The sequence below is a fragment of the Crocosphaera sp. UHCC 0190 genome, assembly GCF_034932065.1.
GTDB lineage: Bacteria > Cyanobacteriota > Cyanobacteriia > Cyanobacteriales > Microcystaceae > UHCC-0190.
Genome location: NZ_JAYGHP010000008.1, coordinates 121,166 through 143,679, shown reverse-complemented (window position 1 = coordinate 143,679; position 22,514 = coordinate 121,166). Strand labels below are relative to the sequence as shown.

Sequence of the window (22,514 nt, the reverse complement as noted above, 5' to 3'; positions counted from 1 at the left end):
TGGGCATTGCCCACCCTACTAAATCTATTAAGGAATTAACTGAACGGGGAATCCTTGATCTCGCAGCACTTCCGCTGTTCCCCGACCCGGTTGATAATTGTAACCCCACTGACCATTGTCATGAAGAATTTGAGGGGTTAATAAGACAATCACCTCAGTCCGTTGGCTGGTATCCGTTTGACTTCTGAATAGGGCCCCAACAACCGGAAGATCTCCCAATAAAGGAACCTTATTAGTAACAGTTTGATCTGCTTCACTAATGATCCCTGATAGGATTAGAGTCTGGCCATCCCGTAAACGAATCAACCCAGAGGTCAATTCTCGGCGATTTAACAGGAATAAGTTATTGGTACCCCCATCACTCCCACTATCAAACTGCTGAACATCTCCAACAGAAGCAATAGTAGGACTCACCGTTAAACTGATATAGCCATTATCATCAATTTTATCAACGTTAATGGTTAAGGTTAGACCCGCATCCTGTAAAACAGGGGTAGTGGTTCTCACCCCACTGAGGGGGTCAACCTGGGTGGTAATATTTTCAATCACCTTTTGAGTTAATTTTACTGTCGCTTCCTGTCCCTCTTGAACAACTAAGGTGGGGTCAGTTAACACCTTGCCATTGCCACTTTGAATCGTCGTTTCAATTTGGGCCAAAAATCGCTTAGGAAATTGAAAATAACTGGGCAGCGCACCCGTTGCCGTCGGAATCGTTCCAGGGGAGATGGTAAAGGTTCTGGCCCCTGTGACGGGGTCAAAAGATGAGTTAAAGGTATCAGGTGTCCCTGGTGTAATGTCAGTAATCCCGGCAATGGTAGGGTTCATCGAGATCCCCGCCACTCGGCCAAAAAATTGAGCATCAGAGGGGACTGAAATCAATTGTCCTGTGGCCTGATCGAGAAATAGCAATCCCGCCCCTACTCCTGGCACGATAATAGAGCTATTGGGATTAATAAAGGTATTAGCTGCCCCATCCCCAAGATCTCCAAAGGGGTTGATAATAGCGGGAGGATTCGTCACCCGTCCGGGCGCACCATTAATTTCGGAGCTATTGGTGGGACTGGTTCCCCCAAACCGCAGAACAGCAGCACCATTATCCTGCACAATAAAAGCATCCCCAGAGCCAAAAGACCATTGACTACTGAAGGATTGATCATTGGTTAAGGTAACATCGACCACCTTGACGTTGACCGCCACTTGGCGACGACGGGCATCCATTTGCGTTAACAAAGAGGTGGCCACTTGGACATGGCGCGGTTCTCCCACTAAGGTGATCGTATTTAAACGGTCATCCGATGAGACAGTTAAACCTGTTAGCAGCATCGGAGCAATAGACCCTTCCGGTGATTCAGACTGAAGGGATTGCAGTTCCCCAGGCAGTTCTCGCCGTCCAATCACCCGTTGAGTGAGGGGATCGATAATATCTTCGGTTTGGGTGACGAGACGTTGAAATTCTGCTCCTTGGGAGGCTAAAAAGACCCCGGCATTAGAGGCTTTAACTTGATTGAGGCGCAAGCTGCGACTGACTAAATTTTGGGCCGCTTGGGGTAATTGGGAACCGACAAAAATTGTTCGTCCTCGGCGGTTGGCTTGTAATCCAGAAACCATCAACACCGAGTTAAATGCGTCCTGTACGGTTTCATTGGCTAACTCAAGGGAAACTGTTACTTCTGCACCTTGTGCGGCTTGGCCTTGCCCCTTACCACCTCCTGGTTGATCCGTAAACACCAAGTTCATGTCGGCATAACGGGCTAATAAAGACAAAACTTCCCTGGCAGAAGCTTGTCGCAAAACCAAACGAGGCAAAATAGCGGAACCGTTACTACCCAAGTCAATTTGGCTGGCCCCGGCATTAATATTAGAAATGGCCATGTCTCCCACCGGTGGAGCGATCGCCCGTGGTAAAGTCGGCGCAACGGGCATGGTGGGTTGTAGGCTATCAGGAATCGAACCCCCGTTAGATTTAATGATCACTTCTGGGTTGGGAACTAACACCCCTGGATTGTTGGGAGCAGGAGCTTGGAAGGTTTGGCCAGGGGGCGAATAGGTAGGGGGGGGCGGAGAATAGCTAGGTAATTGGGCCACAGGGGAAGGCTTATCAGGCGCGATCGCTTCTTTCTTCGACCCTTCAAGGGCTTCTGGCGATTCAAAAAGTTGGCTGGCGATGTCTGAGGCTCTTTCAATCTCAGGATCAGCAGTTGTAGATGATGATAAGGCAATTTCAGTCCTCAATTCCTCAGAAACAGCTTGTTTATCGGCTACGGTTGGATTGAGTGCCATCAAGGGCTGACTGCTTAGGAGCATTAAGAAGGCTCCACTGGTAATAAGCGGGTAACGATAATTGTTCACAATTCACTCCTCTTCACACAATGGTCAACTAATGGGTTAGTGACGTTTTTTGATGATTGCAGTCTAAGACGACAATTTACGGCTTGGTTTCTTTGTTGTTGTCAGTTTCGCCCTTTTTCTCGTCCCCTTCTTCTGGTTTCGGGGCTAGGTCAACCAATTCTTCTTGACTTAAGGGCAAGATCGCATCGAGGCTAAAGCTTGTTTTAAGCTGATTTTGCCCTTGGGCAATGGTTTCTCCTCCTCCTGGTTTAACATTAGATTTTTCTTCAGATAATTGAGAACTTAATCCTTTAATCAGTAATAAGGGTTGTAGTCGCTCTAAATCTTGAAGAATTGTTTGGGTTGCCTGAAAATCAGCTTCAATGGTTAAGGTAAACCGTTGACGTTTTAGGCGATTGTTGACTCCTTGTCCTAAGGAACCATCATTGACTACTGTCAGGGTTCCCTCCGGTTTAAAGCTAACTAATTTGGCTCCCGGATGTTTTTCTACCAGATTATTGACATCTAAGAGCATAGTTTTTAGACTATTTTCACTGGAAAACAAGGACAAAACTTGCGCTCTTAATGCTTCTGATTCTCGCAGTTTTCTGTCAGCGTCGAGCATTTTTTCTTCAAGTTTCCCAGATTTTTGCTCGTCAACTTTACTTTGCTTTTCGGCTTCATCTATTTTCAGGGTGCTGTAATTTTCGTAGGCTGGCATGACCAAATTCAGCAAAATATAGACTGAGGCACATACCCCTAATAATCCGAGTCCCAGGCCAGTGACTTGTGGGGTAAAGGTAATGCCAAAGGCCGTCGGATAGCCACCACCCCCTTCCCCAAAATCCTGTTCTTCGTCCGGGGTAAATTCTTCGGAAAATGTCATGGTTTCAGCACTCCTTTATTTTCAAGGGTTTTAATGCGGTTGACTAAACCGACTGCCCCATCTGCCTCAAATTGGCTTTTCAATTCCGATGAAGGCCGATCCGTAATGGCTGTGGTTAGGGTGTATTTAACCCCTTGGGGAATAGCACTCTGAAGCTCTTTGGCGGAATTTTGTGCTGGCACCGGAATCTCAGACAAACTGGCTTCCTTAATCACGGTTTGATCGGCTTGTAACAGGGGAGAACTTTGTAAGGTCAATAAAAAGTCATTGAGATCATCATAATCCAGGGCAAATCCTGTAATGGTCAGGTTTGCTTCTTCTTGTTTGATCGAAGTAAGTTGCACATTAGCTGGTATTTGAGTTTTGATCTGCTGTAAAATGGCCGACCAAGGTCTAATTTGATCGAAGACTTGGACTAGAGATTTGATTTCCTGGTCATTTTGCTTAACTTTGGCCTCAATTTCTTCAATGCTTTTGTTTTGGGCGTTCAGTTGTCCTAATTCCCCTTCTAACTGTTGAATACTTTCTTGTGTCTGGGATGACAACTGATTGAATACGAACAAAGAGGTTGCGGTTAAGGCGGGCAGCAGTAACATCACCCCCCCACCAATCAGTATGGGGAGTTGTTGTTGTAAGGAGGGGCCCTTTCCTTTGACTAAGGTAGTTGTTTTGGCACCACCGTCTAAATGTCGGTCTTTGAGAAAATTAACGTCTAAGCTATACATCCCATTAAACCTCCCGTAATCCTAATCCCAACACTGTCCCTAACCCTGGCCGTTGAATTGTGGGAATGTCTTTATCAACTTCTAAGGCCAAAGAGGCAACGGGATCAACTTGCATCGTGGGTAAACTTAAACGATGGGTAAAATATTCATCGAGTTGTACCAGTCCCCCTCCAGGGCCTGCGAGTAATAGTTGTACCACTTCTAATTCTTCACTTTGGTTTAAATAGAAGTTGATGGAACGACGCAGTTCATCGGTTAATTCTCCTAAAACCCGCATTAAAGCTGTCATTCCAGGGTTAACAGCCGTGCCTTGGGTGCTTAAACTGTCAAACTGGGTGACGGGTATGGTCATCCCTTGTAGAATTTCTGGGTTACGGGAGGGGGGTAAGTTCATGGCCCGAGAGAGGGCATTTTGCATCTGAAATGTCCCAATGGGAACGGTTCGAGAAAACTGGGGAACCCCATCAACCACAATGGCAATTTCCGTACTGTCAAATTCCACATCCACTAAAACGGCCGCTTCTTTTGAGCCAAATTGTCGCAGTTGCTCCCGAATGGTACGAATAAGGGCAAAGCTATTGATTTCTAAGATATCAACTTGTAATCCCGCTTGGTTAAAGGTGTCCATATAGGAGTCAGTTACTTCCCTGCGGGTAGCCACCAAGAGAACTTGTACTTTTTCAATGCCGTCCTCGTCTTCAAAAAATCCCAGTTTTTGATAGTCTAAATCAACTTCTTCTCTGGGATAGGGTAAGTATAGGGCCGCTTCATGGTTGAGTACCATCTCCCGCAATTCTGCCTCATCTAATTCCGCCGGAATGGGAATAATGCGGATAATGGCTTCTCGCATGGGAACGGCCGTGGCAATGCGTTTCGTCTTAATTTTGTACTCAGTAAACATTTCCTGAATTAGTTCGGCTAATCCTGGAGAGTCAACAATTTTGCCCTCTTCAAAAATGCCTTCTGGAACTTCTGCAGTACAGTATTTGGCTAATTTGTAGCCTTGGCCATGTTTGGTTAATTGAGCTAAGTTTAGTCTTTCGGGGGTAATTTCTAATCCTACCCCTTGAGACTTGCCTCCCAATAAACCTCCGATTGTGTCCTGGATACGGCTTAACATATCTTTATGAGATCGCCCTCAAGGTAGTCAGTCTTTGGGGAACAATTGGCCATATTTAGACAAAGTTCCCGTTCTAATTTAACTCAAATTTCCCTGACATCCCACGTCCTTCAAATTTTTGGTCGTCAGCCTATCAAGGAACCCACCATAACTTAAACTTTATGATATTTCAATCGTCATCAATTGCCAGGAATGCGTAGATTTGTAAAGTTAAGGTTAGACATCATCGGGAAAAACTAGGGATAAGTCTACGGAAGATTATCAACTAAGTAACAGTTTTTAACAAAGGAATCAAACTTAATAATCAGATACTTATACTGGATGTAGAGTAGAGGAAATCATTATGAATACCGAAGAACAAGCAAGAGAACTCCTGGCGCAACAACATTTAACCGATGAAGAACGCCATGCCAAAATGGTTAATCGGGCCCTTGAAGTTGAACAAGTTCATCAGGAAGACGCGATCGCAGAAAAAGCCAGGGAATTACTCGTTGAAGAACGTCAACAGGAGGCAACAGTTGAAGCAAATATGTTGCATCGTGCTGTGGAAGAAATTCAATAGATAACCGCAGAACGAATAAATAAGGCTAAACATACATACATCCCCCAAAATAAAATCGCCATAAATTGGGGATTTCGTCGGTTGATGAGAAAAGCTGTCACGGCAAACGTGAGAGAGATCGCCCCTAAAGTGAGCAGCAACGAGGAACGATCCAGAAGCAAAGTAAAATCTAGGGAAAAATTGAGAAAAATACTCAATCCTAGTAAACTGAATCCTCCCGATAAGCTATATAAAATTAAACTCCACCATTGAGGATAAGGGTGGTTATCAGGCCAATGGGAAAGCTCATTTAACATCATGCCAGCAGCCAAGGCCAAGGGGGGATAAAAAGGCAGTAAATAACTGATCTGAGCAAGAGGTAATAAACAAATCATCCCCAAATAACCCCCTCCCCAGACTAAAATTAACTTAGCCCATCCCCAAGTTAGGGACTGCCAAGCCAATTTTCCCCCAGGTAAAGCAAAGATTAGCCAAGGCCAAGCAGAGGTTAGCACCGCCAAGGGATAGAAGCCCAAACGAGGCCAAACATTCCCCCCATCTAGGGCCATCTCTGGCCACAATAGGGCTTGAATGGCCGGCTGTCCATAAACCAACCATTGCATCCAATACCAAGTTAGGGCAGGAAAAACCCCCAAAATTACCCCTAAGACAAAATAGCCACAACTCAAGAGACGGGGAGTATCCCAAGCCAGAAAAATCAACAATACTGCCCCTAATAAGAGGCCAATTAGTCCTTGGGTCAAGGATAACCCCGTCAAACTTAGGCCTAACCCCAAAGACCAACGAAAATCCCGACGCGATCGCAACCCCAAAAAAACCGTTAAAATCACCCAAAATAAAACCAACCCATCCAACAACGCCAACCTTCCCCAGTAAATCACCGGAAACAAAGTTAGATAAATTAAGGCAGAAAATAAAGCCCCTAACCAAGAGGCAAAAATTTCCCTGGCCAACCCATACAATAGGGGCACAGAAACCGCCGCGAGAATAGCCCCAGGCAGACGAATCATCCATCCGTCAACCCCGCCCCAATGAGTTGCGATCGCCAAACAGAGTAGGCCAAGAAAAGGCTGTTGATGATAAGCTTGACCCTGTAAGGTAGGAAAGAGCCAATCCCCTGACCAAAAAGGCATTTGAGTCGTTTCTTGAGCCACCTGAGCCAAGACAAGCTCTTGAGGTAACAAAGGGGTACCATCTAGGTTACAAACCAGTAGAATTAAAGCTGCGCCAAATAAGCCCCCCCAAGACAAAAAATTGCGCCAAGGACGGCGATGGCTAAGATGTTTGGGGGGATACCAAGTAAAGGTTAAAGGATTCATCTTCGGAGGGGATTCAGTAAAGGGGCTTAAATCAACAAACAACTTATACTAGGAGAGAAGGGACTAGAGAAAAATGAGAAATTACTCTAGAATCTAAATGTTAAAATAGCAAAAGAAATCCCCAAGGGTAAATTCTCGCTCTTTTAACTTTATAATTTCTTGCCTAAATTGATTCTGTTCTTCACTTATTTGGGAGGTTATTGGGAAGCAAGTACACTGGTAGAAAGTGTCTGCCTTCAATAAGCCTATGGAAGTATCCTTTGAACTCACGCTGCAAATTGTGATGACTGTGCTTGCAGGCATCAGCGCCCAAGTGACTGCTGAATTTTTCAAAGTACCGAGCATTGTTTTTTTACTGCTGTTTGGTATTTTGTTGGGTTCGGATATGCTCAATTTGCTCCATCCCCATGAACTAGGAGTCGGATTAGAGGTTCTGGTTGCTCTGTCTGTAGCCATTATCCTATTTGAAGGGGGGTTAAACTTAGAATTACGAGATTTAGGCAGAGTTTCCGGCAGTCTCCGTAATTTAGTCACCTTTGGGACCCTGATCACCCTGATCGGCGGGGGAATGGCCGCCCATTGGTTAGCGGAATTTCCTTGGTCAATTGCCTTTCTCTATGCGGCCTTAGTTGTGGTCACTGGCCCAACGGTGATCAGCCCCCTCCTCAAACAAGTTCAAGTTGATCGCAAAGTCGCCACCTTACTCGAAAGTGAGGGAGTGCTAATCGACCCGGTGGGGGCAATTTTAGCGGTGGTGGTCTTAGATACCATCCTCAATAGTAATGCCAGTCCCTTAGAAATCTTTAGCGGGTTGCTCCTCCGGTTTGGCATTGGGGCAGTGATTGGAGGCCTTAGTGGGGCCTTACTCGGTTTTATTCTCAAAAATACTAACTTTTTATCCGAAGATCTCAAGAACCTGGTGGTGTTAGCGGGGGTTTGGGGCTTATTTGGTTTAGCGCAACTGAGTCGCAGTGAATCAGGGTTAATGGCCACGGTGGTGGCCGGTATTGTCGTGAGAGCATCATCCATTCCCGAAGAACGGCTATTAAGACGGTTTAAAGGGCAACTCACCGTCCTCTGTGTTTCGGTGCTATTTATTCTCTTAGCGGCGGATCTGTCCATTGATAGTATTTTTGCCTTGGGATGGGGTAGTATCTGGACTGTCCTCACTTTAATGTGGGTGGTGCGCCCCATTAGTGTTGCCTTCTGTACCATTAATAGTGACCTTCATTGGCGACAAAAACTCTTTTTAGCTTGGATTGCCCCTAGGGGAATTGTCTCGGCTTCTGTTGCCTCTTTATTTGCCATCTTACTCACTAAAAATGGCATTAATGGGGGAGATTCTATTAAAGCGTTAGTCTTCTTAACTATCATGATGACCGTGTTTATCCAAGGGTTATCGGCCCGGTGGGTAGCCAAGGGACTAAAAATTAACTCCCTAGAAGCCACAGGGGCAGTAATTATTGGCTGTAATGCTCTGGGACGGTTAATGGGTCGACTCTTTCAACAACAAGGGGAATCAGTGGTTTTAATTGATACTGACCCTGAAGCCTGTAGCCAAGCCAAGGCCGAAGGCTTACCTGTATTTCAAAGTAGTGGACTGGATACGGATGTTTTAGAAGAGGCCGGCATTGATTCCATGGGAACCTTCATGGCCCTAACCAGTAATGGGGAAGTTAATCTTGTGTTAGCCCAAAGGGCCGTTGAAGAATTTCAACCCCCACGGGTTTTTGCCGTATTTCCGAGTAACGCTGGACAAAACACCAGCACCAACAAAACTAAAGTCAATTCAGCCTTTGTAGACCAACCGTTAATTAAAACCTGGAATCAATATCTCACGGAAGGACAAATCAAGTTAGGTAAAACCCGTTTGAAAGAACAGGGACTCTCTTTACAACAAGCTCATTTTCAAGCCTTAATTCGGACGGGAGAACTGTTACCCCTCTTGGTAAAACGACAAGGTAGCTTACAAGTGGTCAAAGCGGCGCAAGATTGGCAAGTAGGAGACGAAATTATCTATCTGTTACACGATCCCCGTCCCAAACTGCTAAAACGTCTTTCAGGGGGCGTTCAGCTTTCCGGTGGGTTAGTGGCTGAACCTTTACCAGAAGTAGAAGAAGTCCCCATTGCTTCTCCTGTGCAAGAGCCTTTACAAAATCCGATTACTGAAACCGTCAATTGATAGTTTTAAGGTAAAAAGATACAAAAATTAGGGCTTGCTGAATATTAACCATTAAGGATAGTAATAAATATTTTAATTCTTAAATATTTAGGTTGAAATAGCCCCATAACCAATGAACGGGTTCAATAATAGTAATTGTACCTCCAATCACGAACTGCTAACCTAGAAGATACTCAAGTGAGGAGCTTATTAATCATGGATGTTAAATTAATTTTGGTAATCCTAACAGGTCTGTTTATCGTGTCTTGTCTCTTTTTTGGCACAAAAAATGGCTTTTATGACTCAGATAATTATGACGGCAACGGTTCAGCCCATTAATAAATATTTTTTATCTTTTCTGAGCAACAATACCCCTAAAACGCGGCAAAATTTAGATGAGTTTGCCCTAAGTCTTCTGTGAATCAATCGTCTCCCGTCATGGCTCTTCTCATAGCTATAACGGGATTGTGCGCTTTTCAACTTCTTAAACTTACAATCTGACGGGGTGTGGTGGTTGAGGTAAATTGCTTAACAAAAAAATCTTGGTTAAACTAAAAAAAACTATAGTGCTAGGGTAATGAGATGGAATATGTGGGAACAATAAAAGCAGCATCTCTTCTAGAAATATGTCAACAACGGGTTCGCCAACTTTTGGCTGAGGGGAGAATCGAAGGAGCCTTTAAACAAGGACGATTCTGGCGTATTCCCTTGTATAACGATATGCCTAGAATTATTCCTGGGACGCGAGGGCCCAAAGGAACATGGCGCAAACGTCCTCAACGAGTTGCCACCTATATTCATGTCAATAGCAAGCTCCTCCAAAAAAATACTAATAAGGAACATCCAGAGGCTGTAATCACCATTCATCGGGGCAGTCGGACAATTCGGTGTCATGAGGCGGAGATTCTTGGCAGTTGCAAGGTGATGTATTCCCCTGATAAAGCGAAGGGATGTGGTGCCAGAGTCTGGGTGGAAGTTGAGCCAGATATACGAATAATTGCGCGAATGTTTGCGGCCTGATACTTGTTTTTAGTTATACTTTGTTATTCTTGATACTAAGTAAACCCTTTCGACGGCTGACAGAAAAAGCCTATGAGTCAACATCCCCCAAGCACTGAGCATCGTCCAACCCGTTTATCCTGTTTACCCTATGGGGTTGGTCATGATCAAGAAGGGGTTTGTTTAGAGGTACAGATGGGCCCCTATCGTCTCCTCCTAGATTGTGGCTTAAACAATCTAGAACCCCTACTTATCCCATCTCAACCTCCGGCAGATGCTATATTCTGTAGCCATGCTCACCCTGACCATGCCAGGGGTTTAATGGAACTGCACCAAGCATTCCCCAAGTTACCTATTTATGCCAGCGAGGTGACAGGACAACTGCTTTCCCTCAACTGGCCAGAAAAAGAGCCTTTCAAAACAGAGGATTTCTGTCAAACATTGCCTTGGGGAAAACCCATTGAGTTGTTTAAAAATTTAACTGTACAATTATTCCGGGCCGGTCATTTACCAGGGGCAGCGGCCATTCTCCTCAGCTACCAAACCCCTCAACGAGTCTATAAACTGTTTTATACTGGGGACTTTTCCCTCTCCAATCTTCAGCTAGTCGAAGGGTTATCGGTGGAAGGGTTGCGGGGGCTATCCCCTGATGTGTTAATTATTGAGGGGACTTATGGCACCACCCGTCATCCCCACCGTCGTCAGCAAGAAAAACACCTCATGCAGCGCATGAATGAGTGTTTAAACCGTGGTTATAGTGTGGTTATGCCTGTACCAAGATTAGGGTTAGGACAGGAAATTCTCAAATTATTGCGCTCTCATCATCAATTTACGGGACGAGATTTAGATATTTGGGTTGATGGCCAAGTGGCTAATGCTTGCGATCGCTATTTAGATTTGTTACCAGAATTTCCCTTATCTGTCCAGAATTTTGCTAAACATCAACCCCTATTTTGGGATGAGCGTATTTGTCCCCGTTTACGTCGTTTAACCCCTCAACAACGGGGGACGTTAGGGGAAACCCCTTGCATTGTTTTAACAGATGATGTGACGGCCCTTTATGATGAAGGCTATTTAATGTTAGGGTCATGGATAATGCTGGTTCCCTCGGCTGTGAATGAGGGACAGACTGAGGAATCACCGGAAATTGTTACCTTCAGGCAAGGCCATTCCATTCATGTTGAATCTTATCTTTTAGCGGAACATAGTGATGGACGCAATACCACACAATTAATTCATAATTTACGCCCTCAACATATTCTTTTTGTTCATGGTTCACCCCTTAATTTAACGGATTTAACAAGTTTAGAAGAACTGCAAAATCGTTATCAACTTCATCTTCCTTCTGCGGGTAAATTGGTTGAACTTCCCCTTGGAGATAAGTTTATTCAACCGGCGGCCCCTTCTCCGAGTAGTTATGAGGGAGAATTAAATGAGTTAGAAACCCAGATCACAATTACTTTACCCCAAACTATTCTTCAAGACCCCCATTGGCGTTATTTTGCGGATACAGGGCTAATTGAAGCCCGTTGGCAAGGAGATGAATTAGTTTTACGTGGGGTATCTCAACGAGAACTTTTAAGTCAAAGTAATTCTGAAAGAATTATTAATGATTTAGATTGTTGTTTAACTTGTTGTCATTATCGGGGTCAAAGATGTTGGAATTCTCAATCACCTCTTTATGGTTTTAAAGTAACACCAGAAGGTTATTGTCCAGTATTTGAAAGTTTGAATGGGTAACAATGGGTAATTAAGCAAAAATTCAACAGAAGTTGTACAGTTAATCTCAATGACAAAACTTATTCAACCTGAGTTCGACATAAAGTCATGATCAGGTGGGCATTGCCCACCCTACATCTTTGTCTCGAAAAATTAGATTGACAAAAACTCAATTTTTGGTAATAAAGGATCTCGAACTAATCCAATGCCTTGAAATCCCCAGCGTTGTAAAACCCCTTTTAACTGGGTTCCCGAAATAGATTCTACCACAAAGCGATCGCTAACCTCTGAGCCATGAGTATTCAGATAACTTAGGGCTTCAAAATGCTCCTGAAACACCAATAAATAGCTGAGAGGTGCTTGATCTTCTCCTTGATTAATCCGAGCAACTAAGTATTTTCCATCAACCTTAGAACGAACTAAATAGTGGATTTGTGAAAGCATCTTATCTTATTTTAGGTTCTCCAACTTAATGCGAGGATCAACTGCTTTTAGTAATAAATCAGCTAGTAAATTCCCCACAATTAACATCGTAGCACCCATCGTTAAACTTCCCATAACCAAGTAAAGATCTTGGGCCGTGACTGCTTGCAAAATTAATCGTCCTAAACCGGGCCAATTAAAGAAAAATTCGGCAATAAATGCCCCCCCCAATAAACTCGCAAATTCAAATCCCAATAGGGTAATCAAGGGGTTAATGGCATTTCGTAAAGCATGAACATAAATTACTTGATCTTCGGGTAATCCTTTGGCCCTTGCCGTTTGGATATAATCTTGTCCCATAACATCTAACATTTGCCCTCTCATTAACCGCATTAACCCGGCAAAACTGGTAATACTTAAAGCAATAGTCGGTAAGATCATGTGCCAACCAATATCTAATAGTTTACCAAGGGGAGATAATTCTGCATGATTTAAACTGGTCATATCACCCACCGGAAATAAGGGGGATAAATATTGAGCTAAAATCAGTAAAACTAAGGCCGTGATAAAACTTGGAAATCCTTGGCCAAAATAACTAATCACTCGTAAAATTCTGTCTGTCCAACTACCCTGTTTAACGGCACTTAAAATTCCCAAAGGTATAGCAATTAACCAGGTGATAATAATGGAAGAAATTGCTAATAGTAAAGTTGCGGGTATTCTTTCTGCTAATAAAGAGGACACGGAACGATTATAAACAAAACTTTCACCAAAATCTAAGCGAGTGACTACTTGAATTAACCATCGCCAATATTGAACATACCAAGGTTGATCTAAGCCAAAACGAATGGTTAATTGTTCAATGGTTTCTTTCGCAATTTTAGGGTTTTGTTTTAAGGTATCTAAATAATCTCCTGGGGCAATTTGGATAATAATAAAACTGAGAAAGGATGCGAGTAAAATTGTTAAAAGTCCTTGTAAAACTCGTTTAATAATATAGAAAATAGTTTCACTATCAAATAAATTTTGTAATCTATTTAAGGGTTTATTTAATTGAGGAAGAGGAGTTTGATTCATGATTTCTAAATATACAATCTACTTGAGCATCGATTTATAAATAATATTTTCATGAGCTAATAAATCATTTATGGTCAATATTCTACTAAGCTAATAATAGGAATATTCGGTAATTTTCGCCGACCTGCTAAAGCTTTCAACTCAATAATAAAGGCAAATCCTAACACTTCACAGCCAATTTTTTCTAATAGTTCTGCTGTCGCTTTTGCCGTTCCCCCTGTTGCCATTAAATCATCGACAATTAAAACACGATGATGATTTTCTAGGGCATCTTGATGAATTTCTAGCTTATCTGTGCCATACTCTAACTCATATTCTACTTGATGCACCGCGGCCGGCAGTTTTCCTGGTTTACGCACGGGAACAAACCCTGCTTGGAGTTGGTAAGCGAGAGGGACACCAAACAAAAAACCGCGAGACTCCATTCCTACCACATAATCAGGGCATAAGTTAGCGGCTTGACACTTTTGGGTTAAGGTATCGATAGTGTAGCGTAATCCTGCCGCATCACTGAGTAAAGTGGTAATATCCCGAAACATGATGCCAGGTTTAGGAAAGTCAGGAATATCACGAATTAGTGTTTTAAGATCCATGAATTTTCGGTCATAATATTTCTCTATCGATTATATATTAGTTTTCCTACTAAAACATCAAGGGGCTTAAATTTCTGCATTATGTTAAGAGAAAAACCCAATTCAATCAAGTCTGCTGTTAGTATGGAACAGAATCCCTGTTGCTCTTTTCCTGCCTTAAGTTTCCTTCATACCTTGTAATTTTTGACTGTTGCTTACTCACTCCTATACTTTTTATTTGACTTATCATGTTTCAAGTCGGGGATATTCTTGTTAAGCGGTATCAACTTTTAAAACCTCTAGGACATACCGCAAAGGGACATCAGACTTGGTTAGCAGATGATTTAGCTTCTCCTATTGAAGTATCATCTCAAAACCGAAAATATTGGCTGAGTTTAAACTGGATTTATCGCTTAAGTCAATTGTTTAGTCCGAAAATTTATCAAAAAGTCACGGTTAAATTATTAGCCTTTAGTCCCCAAATGGAATGGGAACAATTTAAACTTTTTGAGCGAGAAGCCCAAGTATTACAATCTTTAGCTCATCCTTTTATTCCTCGTTATCAAAACTATTTTGAAATTGACCAAGAAGCGGGGGACGGTATTCCTTGGTTTGGATTAGTTGAAGATTATATTCCTGGAAAATCCTTAGAAGAATTACTAGAAAGAGGAGAACAATTTTCTGAAAAAAGAATCTACACAATTGGTCAACAAGTGCTAAATATTCTAAGCTATTTACACGAATTAAAACCCCCTGTTTTACATAGAGATATCAAACCGAGTAACTTAATTTTAGGGGATGATGATAATATTTATTTAATTGATTTTGGGGCAGTACAGTCCCAAGCTTCGGTGACAAATATTACTTTTACTGTCGTGGGAACCAGTGGTTATACTCCCTTAGAACAGTTTTGGGGAAAAGCAGTTCCCTCTTCAGATTTATATGCGTTAGGAGCAACTTTAATTCATCTTTTAACCGGAATTTCTCCTGCAGATTTACATAATCAAGATTATCAACTTAGCTTTGAAGATAAAGTCAGGGTGAAAGCTTCCTTAAAAACCTGGCTAAAAAAATTAACAGAAATCACTATTTCTTATCGCTATCAAACCGCAAGAGAAGCCTTAGAAGACTTAGAAAAAAGTCAGTTTTCTCAAGAAGATAACTCTGTCGATTATTTAAGTATTAACATTAGGAAAACTCCCGTTAATACTAAAATTAAACTGGATAAATCAGAGCAAGAATTAAAAATTTATATCCCGGCTCCTCGACTCAGAAGTTTAAAGCCATTATGGGGAACTAAACAATTTTTGCAAGATCAGATTTTAACGAAAAAACAGTTGATTTTAGGGATAATTATTTATGGTCTATTTTTAGTGCCTTGTTCTTTGATTATGACAGGAATTGTGCTAAAAAATCCTGATTTTATCATCGCTTCCTTAGAAATTATGGGAGGTCTAAGCTTTGTGACAATTACCGGGTTAATTACCACCTATTTAATGATGGGAATTGGAGGAAAAACTTATTTACAGCTTGATCAAGAAAGTTTAAAAATCAAAGAAAAAATCCTAGGAATTGAGTACCATCAAGACCAAGAAAGAATTAATAATATTGTTGGGGTTTTTATTCATCAACTGGTCAATCAATATAAAGTGAGTATTAATACCAGAAAGATGATTTATGTTTTAGGAGATAAATTAACGAAAGAAGAAGCCCTTTGGTTGGCGAAAGAAATTCAAGATTGGTTAAGCTAATATAGCATTTATCCTATTGATTAGTAGAGAATGCCTCGTTTTAGGACACAGGGGACAGAAAACGGGAATAGGTAATCAGACATAAAATACCAATCATTTAAACAATGTCATAAATAATAACTCTTCTGTGGAACAATAAGAAAGGAGCAAAAGCAGAGGGAATCAATCAAAGTGTTATATCATTGCCTAAATTGGAGGAAAATTATCCTTGTCGGGTTCTTGATACTGACGACTAACCTTATCGTCTTAGCCACTTCATCCCCTCCAGAAAAGCCCTTAACCGTAACTGCTGCTGTCCCCCGCTATTTTCCCCCAATTTATTCTGTTGATAGAGAGGGCAACCCCCAAGGTTTCGCTATTGATATCATGGAAACAGTAGCTAAACGGGCTAACCTGGAAGTTATCTATAAGATCAAAGATACTTGGTCAGAAGCCGTTACTGCCTTAGAAACTGGCGAAGTTGATCTCATTCCCAGTTTAGGAATTACCCCCACGAGAGCGCAACAATTTAGCTATACAACCCCCATTGAAACCATCAAGATTTCTGTGTTTGTCTTACGGGAAAAAAAACAGATTACCAGTCTTGAAGATTTATCGGGGTCTACAGTGGCCGTGGTACAAGGAAATGAGGCAATTAATCAACTTAAAAGATATAAAAACATCGAATTAGAAATTTTTAATTCCCCTGAACACGCCTTATTCCATTTATTATCAGGACAAGTCTCAGCCTTAGCTTATCCTGAACTGCCTTTAATCAATTTAGCTCAGGCTATTTCTGTAGATTATCGTCTCAAAACTGTGGGGTTGCCTTTAAAAGAAGTGCCGAGGGGAATAGCTGTTCAGGGAAAAAATACCAGACTTCATCAACGTTTAGAATCAGCCGTGATCAGCTTAATTAATAGTCCAGACTATCAAAATATTTATAAATATTGGTATCATCCTACTCCTCCTTTTTGGACAGTCTCTCGTTTACGTTGGTATGGGGCAATTATCTTCTTATTAACCATTATTATCATGACCTTATGGCGATATTATTCTCTGCGTCCTTTTCATCGTCTTAAGGAAGTACAAAATGCCTTAAAAGAAAGTGAAGCCCGTTATCGTGGAATTGTAGAAGATCAAACAGAACTAATCTGTCGGTTTTTGCCTGATGGTACTTTAACCTTTGTTAATCAAGCTTACTGTCGTTATTTTGAAAAACAATATGAAGATTTTATTAATAAAAATTTTTTGCTTTTTATTCCCGATGAACAACAACAAGTTGTCATGAATAGTTTAGCTCAATTAAGTTTGAAAAAGCCTTGGGTAATCTATGAACATTTTGTAATCAACCCTCAAGGAAAAATCTGCTGGCAACAGTGGACAAATAGAGGAGTTTTTGCTGAAACAGGTCAGCTAAAAGAAATACAAGCCGTGGGAAGAGATATTACTGAACGGAAACAAATTGAAGAAGAATTACGTCAAACCCTATTGGAAGAACAAACCCTAAATAAGATTACAGAAAAAATTCATCAAAGTTTTGAACTTGATACTATTCTCAATGATTCAACTGCCGAAGCGCGTCATATTTTTCAATGTGATCGCGTAGCAGTTTATCAGTTTAATGATGATTGGAGTGGGGAATTTATTGCAGAGTCTGTTGCTGAGCAATGGGTTCCCTTAGTGGGGGAGAACATTAAACAAGTCTGGAAAGATACCTATTTACAACAAAACCAAGGGGGACGATATCAAAATAATGAAACATTTGCCGTTGATGATATTTATACCGTTGGCAATCAACAATGTCATCTAGATTTACTTGAACAATTTCAAGCCAGAGCTTATATTATTGTTCCAATTTTTGTCCACAATAAATTATGGGGATTATTAGCCTGTTATCAAAATTCTGGCCCCCGTCATTGGCATTTTGCAGACGTTAAATTATTAAAACATATTGGCAATCAATTAGGACTAGCAATACAACAATCAGAATTACTCAATCAACTACAAAAAGCCAAAAATGCGGCTGAAGCGGCTAGTCAAGCAAAAAGTCAATTTTTAGCCCACATGAGTCATGAATTACGAACACCTCTCAATGCTATTTTAGGGTTCACTCAACTGCTTAGTAATGATTCAAATTTGACTTCTGAACAACAAGAATATCTCGCCATTATTAACCAAAGTGGAGAGCATTTATTAAGCTTAATTCGAGATATATTAGATATGGCAAAGATTGAAGCTGGAAAAATTACTATCCATGTAAATAATGTAAATATTCATCATCTGGTGCAAACTTTAGTCCAACTGTTTCAATTAAAAGCTCAAGCCAAAGGTTTAGAATTATTGGTAGAAATTGGACTAACTGTTCCCCAACAAATTATTACCGATCAAGGAAAATTACGACAAATTATCATTAATTTACTCAGCAATGCTATTAAATTCACTGACCAAGGGCAAGTCATTTTAAGAGTCCAAAAAATTGCAGAAAATACCTTAGAATCAGAAACAAATTCCCATATTCTTTTTGAAATAGAAGACACGGGGCCAGGGATTAATGTTGAAGAAGCACCCAATTTATTTAACCCATTTTTCCAAACAGAATTAGGACGTAAAAGTCAAGAAGGAACTGGGTTGGGGTTAGCCATTAGTCATCATTTTGTCAATTTAATGGGCAGTCAATTAAGGGTAAGTTGTCCCCTCCAAGGTGGCAGCATTTTTCATTTTAATTTACCCGTAGAAATAGCTGCGAAGAATGAATGTTACGGTTTGCTCTCCAAAGGAAAAGTCAAAGGGTTAGCCCCCAATCAAACCCCTTATCGCATTTTAATTATTGAAGATCTTCGCAGCAATCGACAAGTATTATTGAATTTCCTACAACCCCTTGGTTTTGAAGTCCGAGAAGCCAGCAACGGAGAAGAAGGGGTTAAACTTTGGGAAAGTTGGCATCCTCATTTAATTTGCATGGATTTACAAATGCCCATCATGGACGGTTATGAAGCAACCCGACAAATTAAGGCTAAAATGGAACAAGGCGGACAACAAACCACCAAAATTATTGCCCTCACTGCCAGTGTTTTTGCTGAGGAACGAGATGAAATTCTCGCTGTCGGCTGTGATGATTTTCTGAGTAAACCCCTTTCTGAATCAGTAATTTTAGAAAAGATTGCTCAACATTTAGGGATTTGTTACGTTTATGAAAATTGCTTAACATCAAGCAAACCCCCAGAAAAGCCGCCATCAAACCACATTAAAACCTTAAAAGCTCAAATGTTGACAATGCCTTCCGTCTGGCGTTACCAACTCCATCAAAGGGCCGCGGCAGCCGATAGGGAGTTGGTTTTGCAACTCTTGGAGGAAATTCCCCCCAACCAAGGAATATTATCCCAAGCGATCGCTGATCTCGTTCAGAACTATCATTTTGATCAGATAATGGAGATCAGTAACTCATCAATCACCAACAACTAACCAATCACCGTTGTAGCAAGTTTCCCGGCAGTTTACCGCTTAGCAAGCATCAGCTTTAATTCATGAGCAACCCCCAAGACTCACCCTCTCCCGCTAATATTTTGATCGTTGATGATAAACAAGCAAATCTCCGTATTTTATCAACAATGTTAGAGAAACAAGGTTATAAAGTGCGGGCAGTGATGAGTGGTGGAATGGCTATCATGGCCGCTCAAACCATGCCCCCAGACTTAATTTTATTAGATATTAAAATGCCCGACTTGGATGGTTACGAGGTATGTCAACAACTGAAAAAAAGATCGGAAACTTGTCAGATTCCTGTGATTTTTTTAAGTGCTTTACAAGATGTTGCCGATAAAATTAAAGCCTTTCAAGTCGGCGGCGTAGACTATATTACCAAACCCTTTCAATTTGAAGAAGTTTTAGCTAGAGTTTCTACGCATTTAGCCCTCAGAACAGCCCGTTATCAACTCCAACAGTTAAATTTAGAACTTGAACAAAGAGTTAAAGAACGTACCTTAGATTTAGAACAAGCCCAGGAACAATTATTGTATGATGCCCTTCATGATAAATTGACAAAATTGCCCAATCGTTCCTTATTTTTAGAACGGGTAGAACGGGCCCGGAAACGTGGTCAAGAAGAAAACAATTATTTATTTGCCGTTTTATTATTAGATCTTGATCGCTTTAAAGTTATTAATGAAAGTGATGGTCATGCCGTTGGCGATCGCCTTTTAATCGCCATTAGTCGTAAACTCGAAACCTTAGTAAGCTCTGCTGATACAGTAGCCCGTTTAGGGGGTGATGAATTCGCTATTTTGCTAGATCCCATTGATGATGTTAATGAAGCCCTCCGCATCACACAACAGGTTAAAGAAGCCCTAACATCTGAGTTTCAACTACAAGAAAGAACCGTCTTTACCAGTCCGAGTATTGGCCTCGCCCTGAGTCTTCCCACCTATGAATCAGCGGAAGAAATTGTGCGAGATGCTGATATTGCCATGGCCCGCGCTAAACAACAGGGACGAGGACGTTATGAGATTTTTAATCAAGAGATGCACCTCCAAGCTCTCAAATTACTAGACTTAGAAACGGATTTACGACAGGCAATTGAGAGACAAGAATTTCAGGTCTATTATCAACCTATTATGACATTAAATCCCCCTAAATTGGTAGGTTTTGAAGCTTTAATTCGTTGGCAACACCCCGACAAAGGTTTTATTTCTCCAGTTGAGTTTATTCCTGTGGCCGAAGAAACAGGCTTAATTATTCCCATTGGTCAAATAGTTCTTGATCAAGTTTGTTGTCAAATTCAAGACTGGCAAACACAATTTCCTCAAGCAACCGTCCTAAAGGTAGGGGTGAATTTATCCAGTCAACAATTAAAAAATGCAGAAATTATTCAACAAATTGATGAAACCATCGCAAAAACTAGACTCACTCCCAAAAATTTAAAAGTAGAAATTACAGAAAGTTTGTTAATGGAAAATACAACCATTGCCACCCATTTGCTGACAGAATTAAAAAAACGCAGTATTGATATTTGTCTTGATGATTTTGGTACGGGTTATTCTTCTTTGAGTTATCTTCATCGCTTCCCCGTTGATACCCTGAAAATTGACCGATCTTTTGTTAACTGTATTGGGAAACCCGAAGAAAAATTAGAAATTATTCAATCAATTATTACCCTCGCTCACAATTTAAACATGGATGTGGTCGCTGAAGGCATCGAAACCCAAGCACAACTGGACTATTTGCGATCGCTTGACTGTGACTTAGGTCAAGGCTACTTTTTTAATCGACCTCTACCCCCGGAGGAGGCAATAAAGTTATTGTCTTAGGGAGTGTGAGGATGTCAACCCATAACTGATATAGTCAAAGATTGAAGGCTAGAAGATAAGGAGAACAACAAGTGTTTGGGTTTAAGCTGCGTTCGCCATTGATAAAATTCCTTTCCGGTTCTTTGCTGTTATGTTGCCTCAGTTGGGGGTTAATGAGTTGTAGCGATCGCCTAGAAGGGGCTTCCCCCATGACAGAACCGGCCCCGACCCCTGTTAAAACCGGACAACTCTCAGAAGTTGCCCCTCCAGCCGTTATGCAAGAACTCGGTCAAGTCCTCGCCCAATATAATCCCCAGGTTAGCATTATTAGCCCAAAACCCAGTCAAATGTTCTCAGAAACGACAGTTTCTGTGCAATTACAAGTCAAAGACTATCCCTTATTTAAAAATGCAGAATTAGGGATGGGGCCCCATCTTCACCTCTTTATTGATAATGAACCCTACCAAGCGGTTTATAACGTTGATGAACCAATTATTTTAAAAGAATTAACCCCAGGAACCCATACAATACGAGTGTTTGCCTCTCGTCCTTGGCACGAAAGTTTTAAAAATGAAGGGGCTTATGCACAAACCACCTTTCATATTTTCACGGAGACAGAAGATAACGCCCCGAAATCTGCCCTTCCCTTACTCACCTATAGTCGCCCTCAAGGGAATTATGGGGCAGAACCGATCATGTTAGATTTTTATTTAACCAATGCCCCCCTGCATTTTGTCGCCCAAAATAATCCTGATGATGACATTGTAGACTGGCGAATTAAAGCCACTATTAATGGGGAAAGTTTTCTCCTGGATACCTGGCAACCGATTTATCTCAAGGGGTTTAAAACTGGAAAAAACTGGATACAGTTAGAATTCTTGGATGAACAAGGACAGGAAATCAATAACGCCTTTAATAATACCGTGCGGCTGATTAGCTATGAACCCAATGGCCAAGATACCCTCTCTAAACTGGTTCGTGGGGAACTCTCCCTTGAGGTAGCCCGCGCTTTAGTCGATCCCAACTATCGTAATACCCTGCTTCTTGAACCGACAATAGAGGAAAAGTTAACGGAAGACTCATCAACCCTAGAACAACCTGAAGAAGAGGTTAGTTCTAGGGTTGAAGAAACCCCCCAAGAAGCGGCTGAAGCCTCTTTACCATCGCAAGCAGACCCCACACCGTTACCTGTAACAGAAGAAGTCTTAGAGGAAACCTCCTCCCCAGTAACAGAAGAGACGACCCCTAAAGCAGTAGAAACCTTAGAAACAGAGGCATCTGAGACGGTTTCTTCCCCTGAACCAGAGACAGAAACCACCCTAGATTCTAACTCTAATGAAGTTTCTGAACTTGCAGAGGAAACGTCAACCCCTTTATCCACAAGGGTTGAACAGGAAACCCCTCCCCCTTCACAACGCCCTCAATGGTTCAACAACCTAAGCCAATCCATTACCAAAGGTTTTGAAAGCCTAAAAAACCAACTCAATCCGTAAATTTAACTGCTTTTCTCAATCAGCTTAACACTTATAAAGCTATGGTTAAATTTCCCAGGGTCTGCTTGGGAACTAAACTATCCTTAAAGGTGTCAAAGGATAATTTACCCAAATA

At 41.5% G+C, this 22,514-nt stretch carries 17 protein-coding genes; 9 read left to right on the top strand and 8 right to left on the bottom strand.

The features are described from left to right. Positions 1-27: 27 nt before the first annotated feature. The 4 genes from VB715_RS13220 to pilM all read right to left on the bottom strand — a co-directional run bounded on the left by VB715_RS13220 (position 28) and on the right by pilM (position 5,059). The gene (locus VB715_RS13220) at positions 28-2,349 is read right to left on the bottom strand and encodes a hypothetical protein (protein WP_323301683.1); all 2,322 of its coding nucleotides are present in this window, start codon (positions 2,347-2,349) and stop codon (positions 28-30) included. A 76-nt stretch (positions 2,350-2,425) separates the two neighbouring features. Beyond that, positions 2,426-3,214 (bottom strand): pilus assembly protein, encoded by a 789-nt coding sequence (locus VB715_RS13215; RefSeq protein WP_323301682.1) that lies wholly within the window; start codon positions 3,212-3,214, stop codon positions 2,426-2,428. Continuing rightward, a complete protein-coding gene (locus VB715_RS13210) occupies positions 3,211-3,939 on the bottom strand; it encodes a PilN domain-containing protein (protein ID WP_323301681.1) in 729 nt (242 codons plus the stop codon). The genes VB715_RS13215 and VB715_RS13210 overlap by 4 nt, the downstream gene beginning before the upstream one ends. Positions 3,940-3,943: 4 nt before the next feature. Next, positions 3,944-5,059, bottom strand: a complete 1,116-nt coding sequence (gene pilM / locus VB715_RS13205; RefSeq protein ID WP_323301680.1) for a type IV pilus assembly protein PilM — start codon at positions 5,057-5,059, stop codon at positions 3,944-3,946. Between the two features lie 343 nt (positions 5,060-5,402). Here pilM and VB715_RS13200 point away from each other — a divergent pair, with 343 nt between their 5' ends. After that, positions 5,403-5,621 carry a hypothetical protein gene (locus VB715_RS13200; RefSeq protein ID WP_323301679.1) on the top strand — a complete coding sequence of 73 codons (219 nt, stop codon included), beginning with the start codon at positions 5,403-5,405 and terminating at the stop codon, positions 5,619-5,621. Here VB715_RS13200 and VB715_RS13195 read toward each other — a convergent pair. Next, a complete protein-coding gene (locus VB715_RS13195; RefSeq protein WP_323301678.1) occupies positions 5,615-6,940 on the bottom strand; it encodes an ArnT family glycosyltransferase in 1,326 nt (441 codons plus the stop codon). The genes VB715_RS13200 and VB715_RS13195 overlap by 7 nt on opposite strands. A gap of 247 nt (positions 6,941-7,187) precedes the next feature. Between VB715_RS13195 and VB715_RS13190 the strand changes: the two genes are divergently transcribed. The 4 genes from VB715_RS13190 to VB715_RS13175 all read left to right on the top strand — a co-directional run bounded on the left by VB715_RS13190 (position 7,188) and on the right by VB715_RS13175 (position 11,840). Beyond that, positions 7,188-9,122, top strand: a complete 1,935-nt coding sequence (locus VB715_RS13190; RefSeq protein ID WP_323301677.1) for a cation:proton antiporter — start codon at positions 7,188-7,190, stop codon at positions 9,120-9,122. A 195-nt stretch (positions 9,123-9,317) separates the two neighbouring features. After that, positions 9,318-9,440 carry a hypothetical protein gene (locus VB715_RS13185; protein WP_323293505.1) on the top strand — a complete coding sequence of 41 codons (123 nt, stop codon included), beginning with the start codon at positions 9,318-9,320 and terminating at the stop codon, positions 9,438-9,440. A gap of 243 nt (positions 9,441-9,683) precedes the next feature. Beyond that, positions 9,684-10,121: a DNA-binding protein gene (locus VB715_RS13180; RefSeq protein ID WP_323301676.1), complete on the top strand. Its 438-nt coding sequence runs from the start codon at positions 9,684-9,686 to the stop codon at positions 10,119-10,121. A 72-nt stretch (positions 10,122-10,193) separates the two neighbouring features. Beyond that, positions 10,194-11,840, top strand: a complete 1,647-nt coding sequence (locus VB715_RS13175; protein ID WP_323301675.1) for an MBL fold metallo-hydrolase — start codon at positions 10,194-10,196, stop codon at positions 11,838-11,840. A 132-nt stretch (positions 11,841-11,972) separates the two neighbouring features. On the opposite strand, the gene VB715_RS13170 is transcribed toward VB715_RS13175, so the two are convergent. From VB715_RS13170 to VB715_RS13160, 3 genes are all read right to left on the bottom strand, one after another. Further along, the gene (locus VB715_RS13170; RefSeq protein ID WP_323301674.1) at positions 11,973-12,263 is read right to left on the bottom strand and encodes a hypothetical protein; all 291 of its coding nucleotides are present in this window, start codon (positions 12,261-12,263) and stop codon (positions 11,973-11,975) included. 6 nt (positions 12,264-12,269) lie between these two features. After that, positions 12,270-13,319, bottom strand: coding sequence for an ABC transporter permease (locus VB715_RS13165; RefSeq protein ID WP_323301673.1), 1,050 nt, complete (start codon positions 13,317-13,319; stop codon positions 12,270-12,272). A 74-nt stretch (positions 13,320-13,393) separates the two neighbouring features. After that, on the bottom strand, positions 13,394-13,912 hold the full coding sequence (locus VB715_RS13160) for an adenine phosphoribosyltransferase (RefSeq protein WP_323301672.1): 519 nt from the start codon (positions 13,910-13,912) through the stop codon (positions 13,394-13,396). A 227-nt stretch (positions 13,913-14,139) separates the two neighbouring features. Here VB715_RS13160 and VB715_RS13155 point away from each other — a divergent pair, with 227 nt between their 5' ends. From VB715_RS13155 to VB715_RS13140, 4 genes are all read left to right on the top strand, one after another. Then, the gene (locus VB715_RS13155) at positions 14,140-15,642 is read left to right on the top strand and encodes a serine/threonine-protein kinase (protein WP_323301671.1); all 1,503 of its coding nucleotides are present in this window, start codon (positions 14,140-14,142) and stop codon (positions 15,640-15,642) included. 219 nt (positions 15,643-15,861) lie between these two features. Then, positions 15,862-19,086: an ATP-binding protein gene (locus VB715_RS13150; protein ID WP_323301670.1), complete on the top strand. Its 3,225-nt coding sequence runs from the start codon at positions 15,862-15,864 to the stop codon at positions 19,084-19,086. A 62-nt stretch (positions 19,087-19,148) separates the two neighbouring features. Further along, complete coding sequence (locus tag VB715_RS13145; protein ID WP_323301669.1) at positions 19,149-20,927, top strand: EAL domain-containing protein; 1,779 nt, start codon at positions 19,149-19,151, stop codon at positions 20,925-20,927. Between the two features lie 152 nt (positions 20,928-21,079). Continuing rightward, complete coding sequence (locus tag VB715_RS13140) at positions 21,080-22,399, top strand: hypothetical protein (protein WP_323301668.1); 1,320 nt, start codon at positions 21,080-21,082, stop codon at positions 22,397-22,399. The last annotated feature ends 115 nt before the right edge of the window (positions 22,400-22,514 follow it).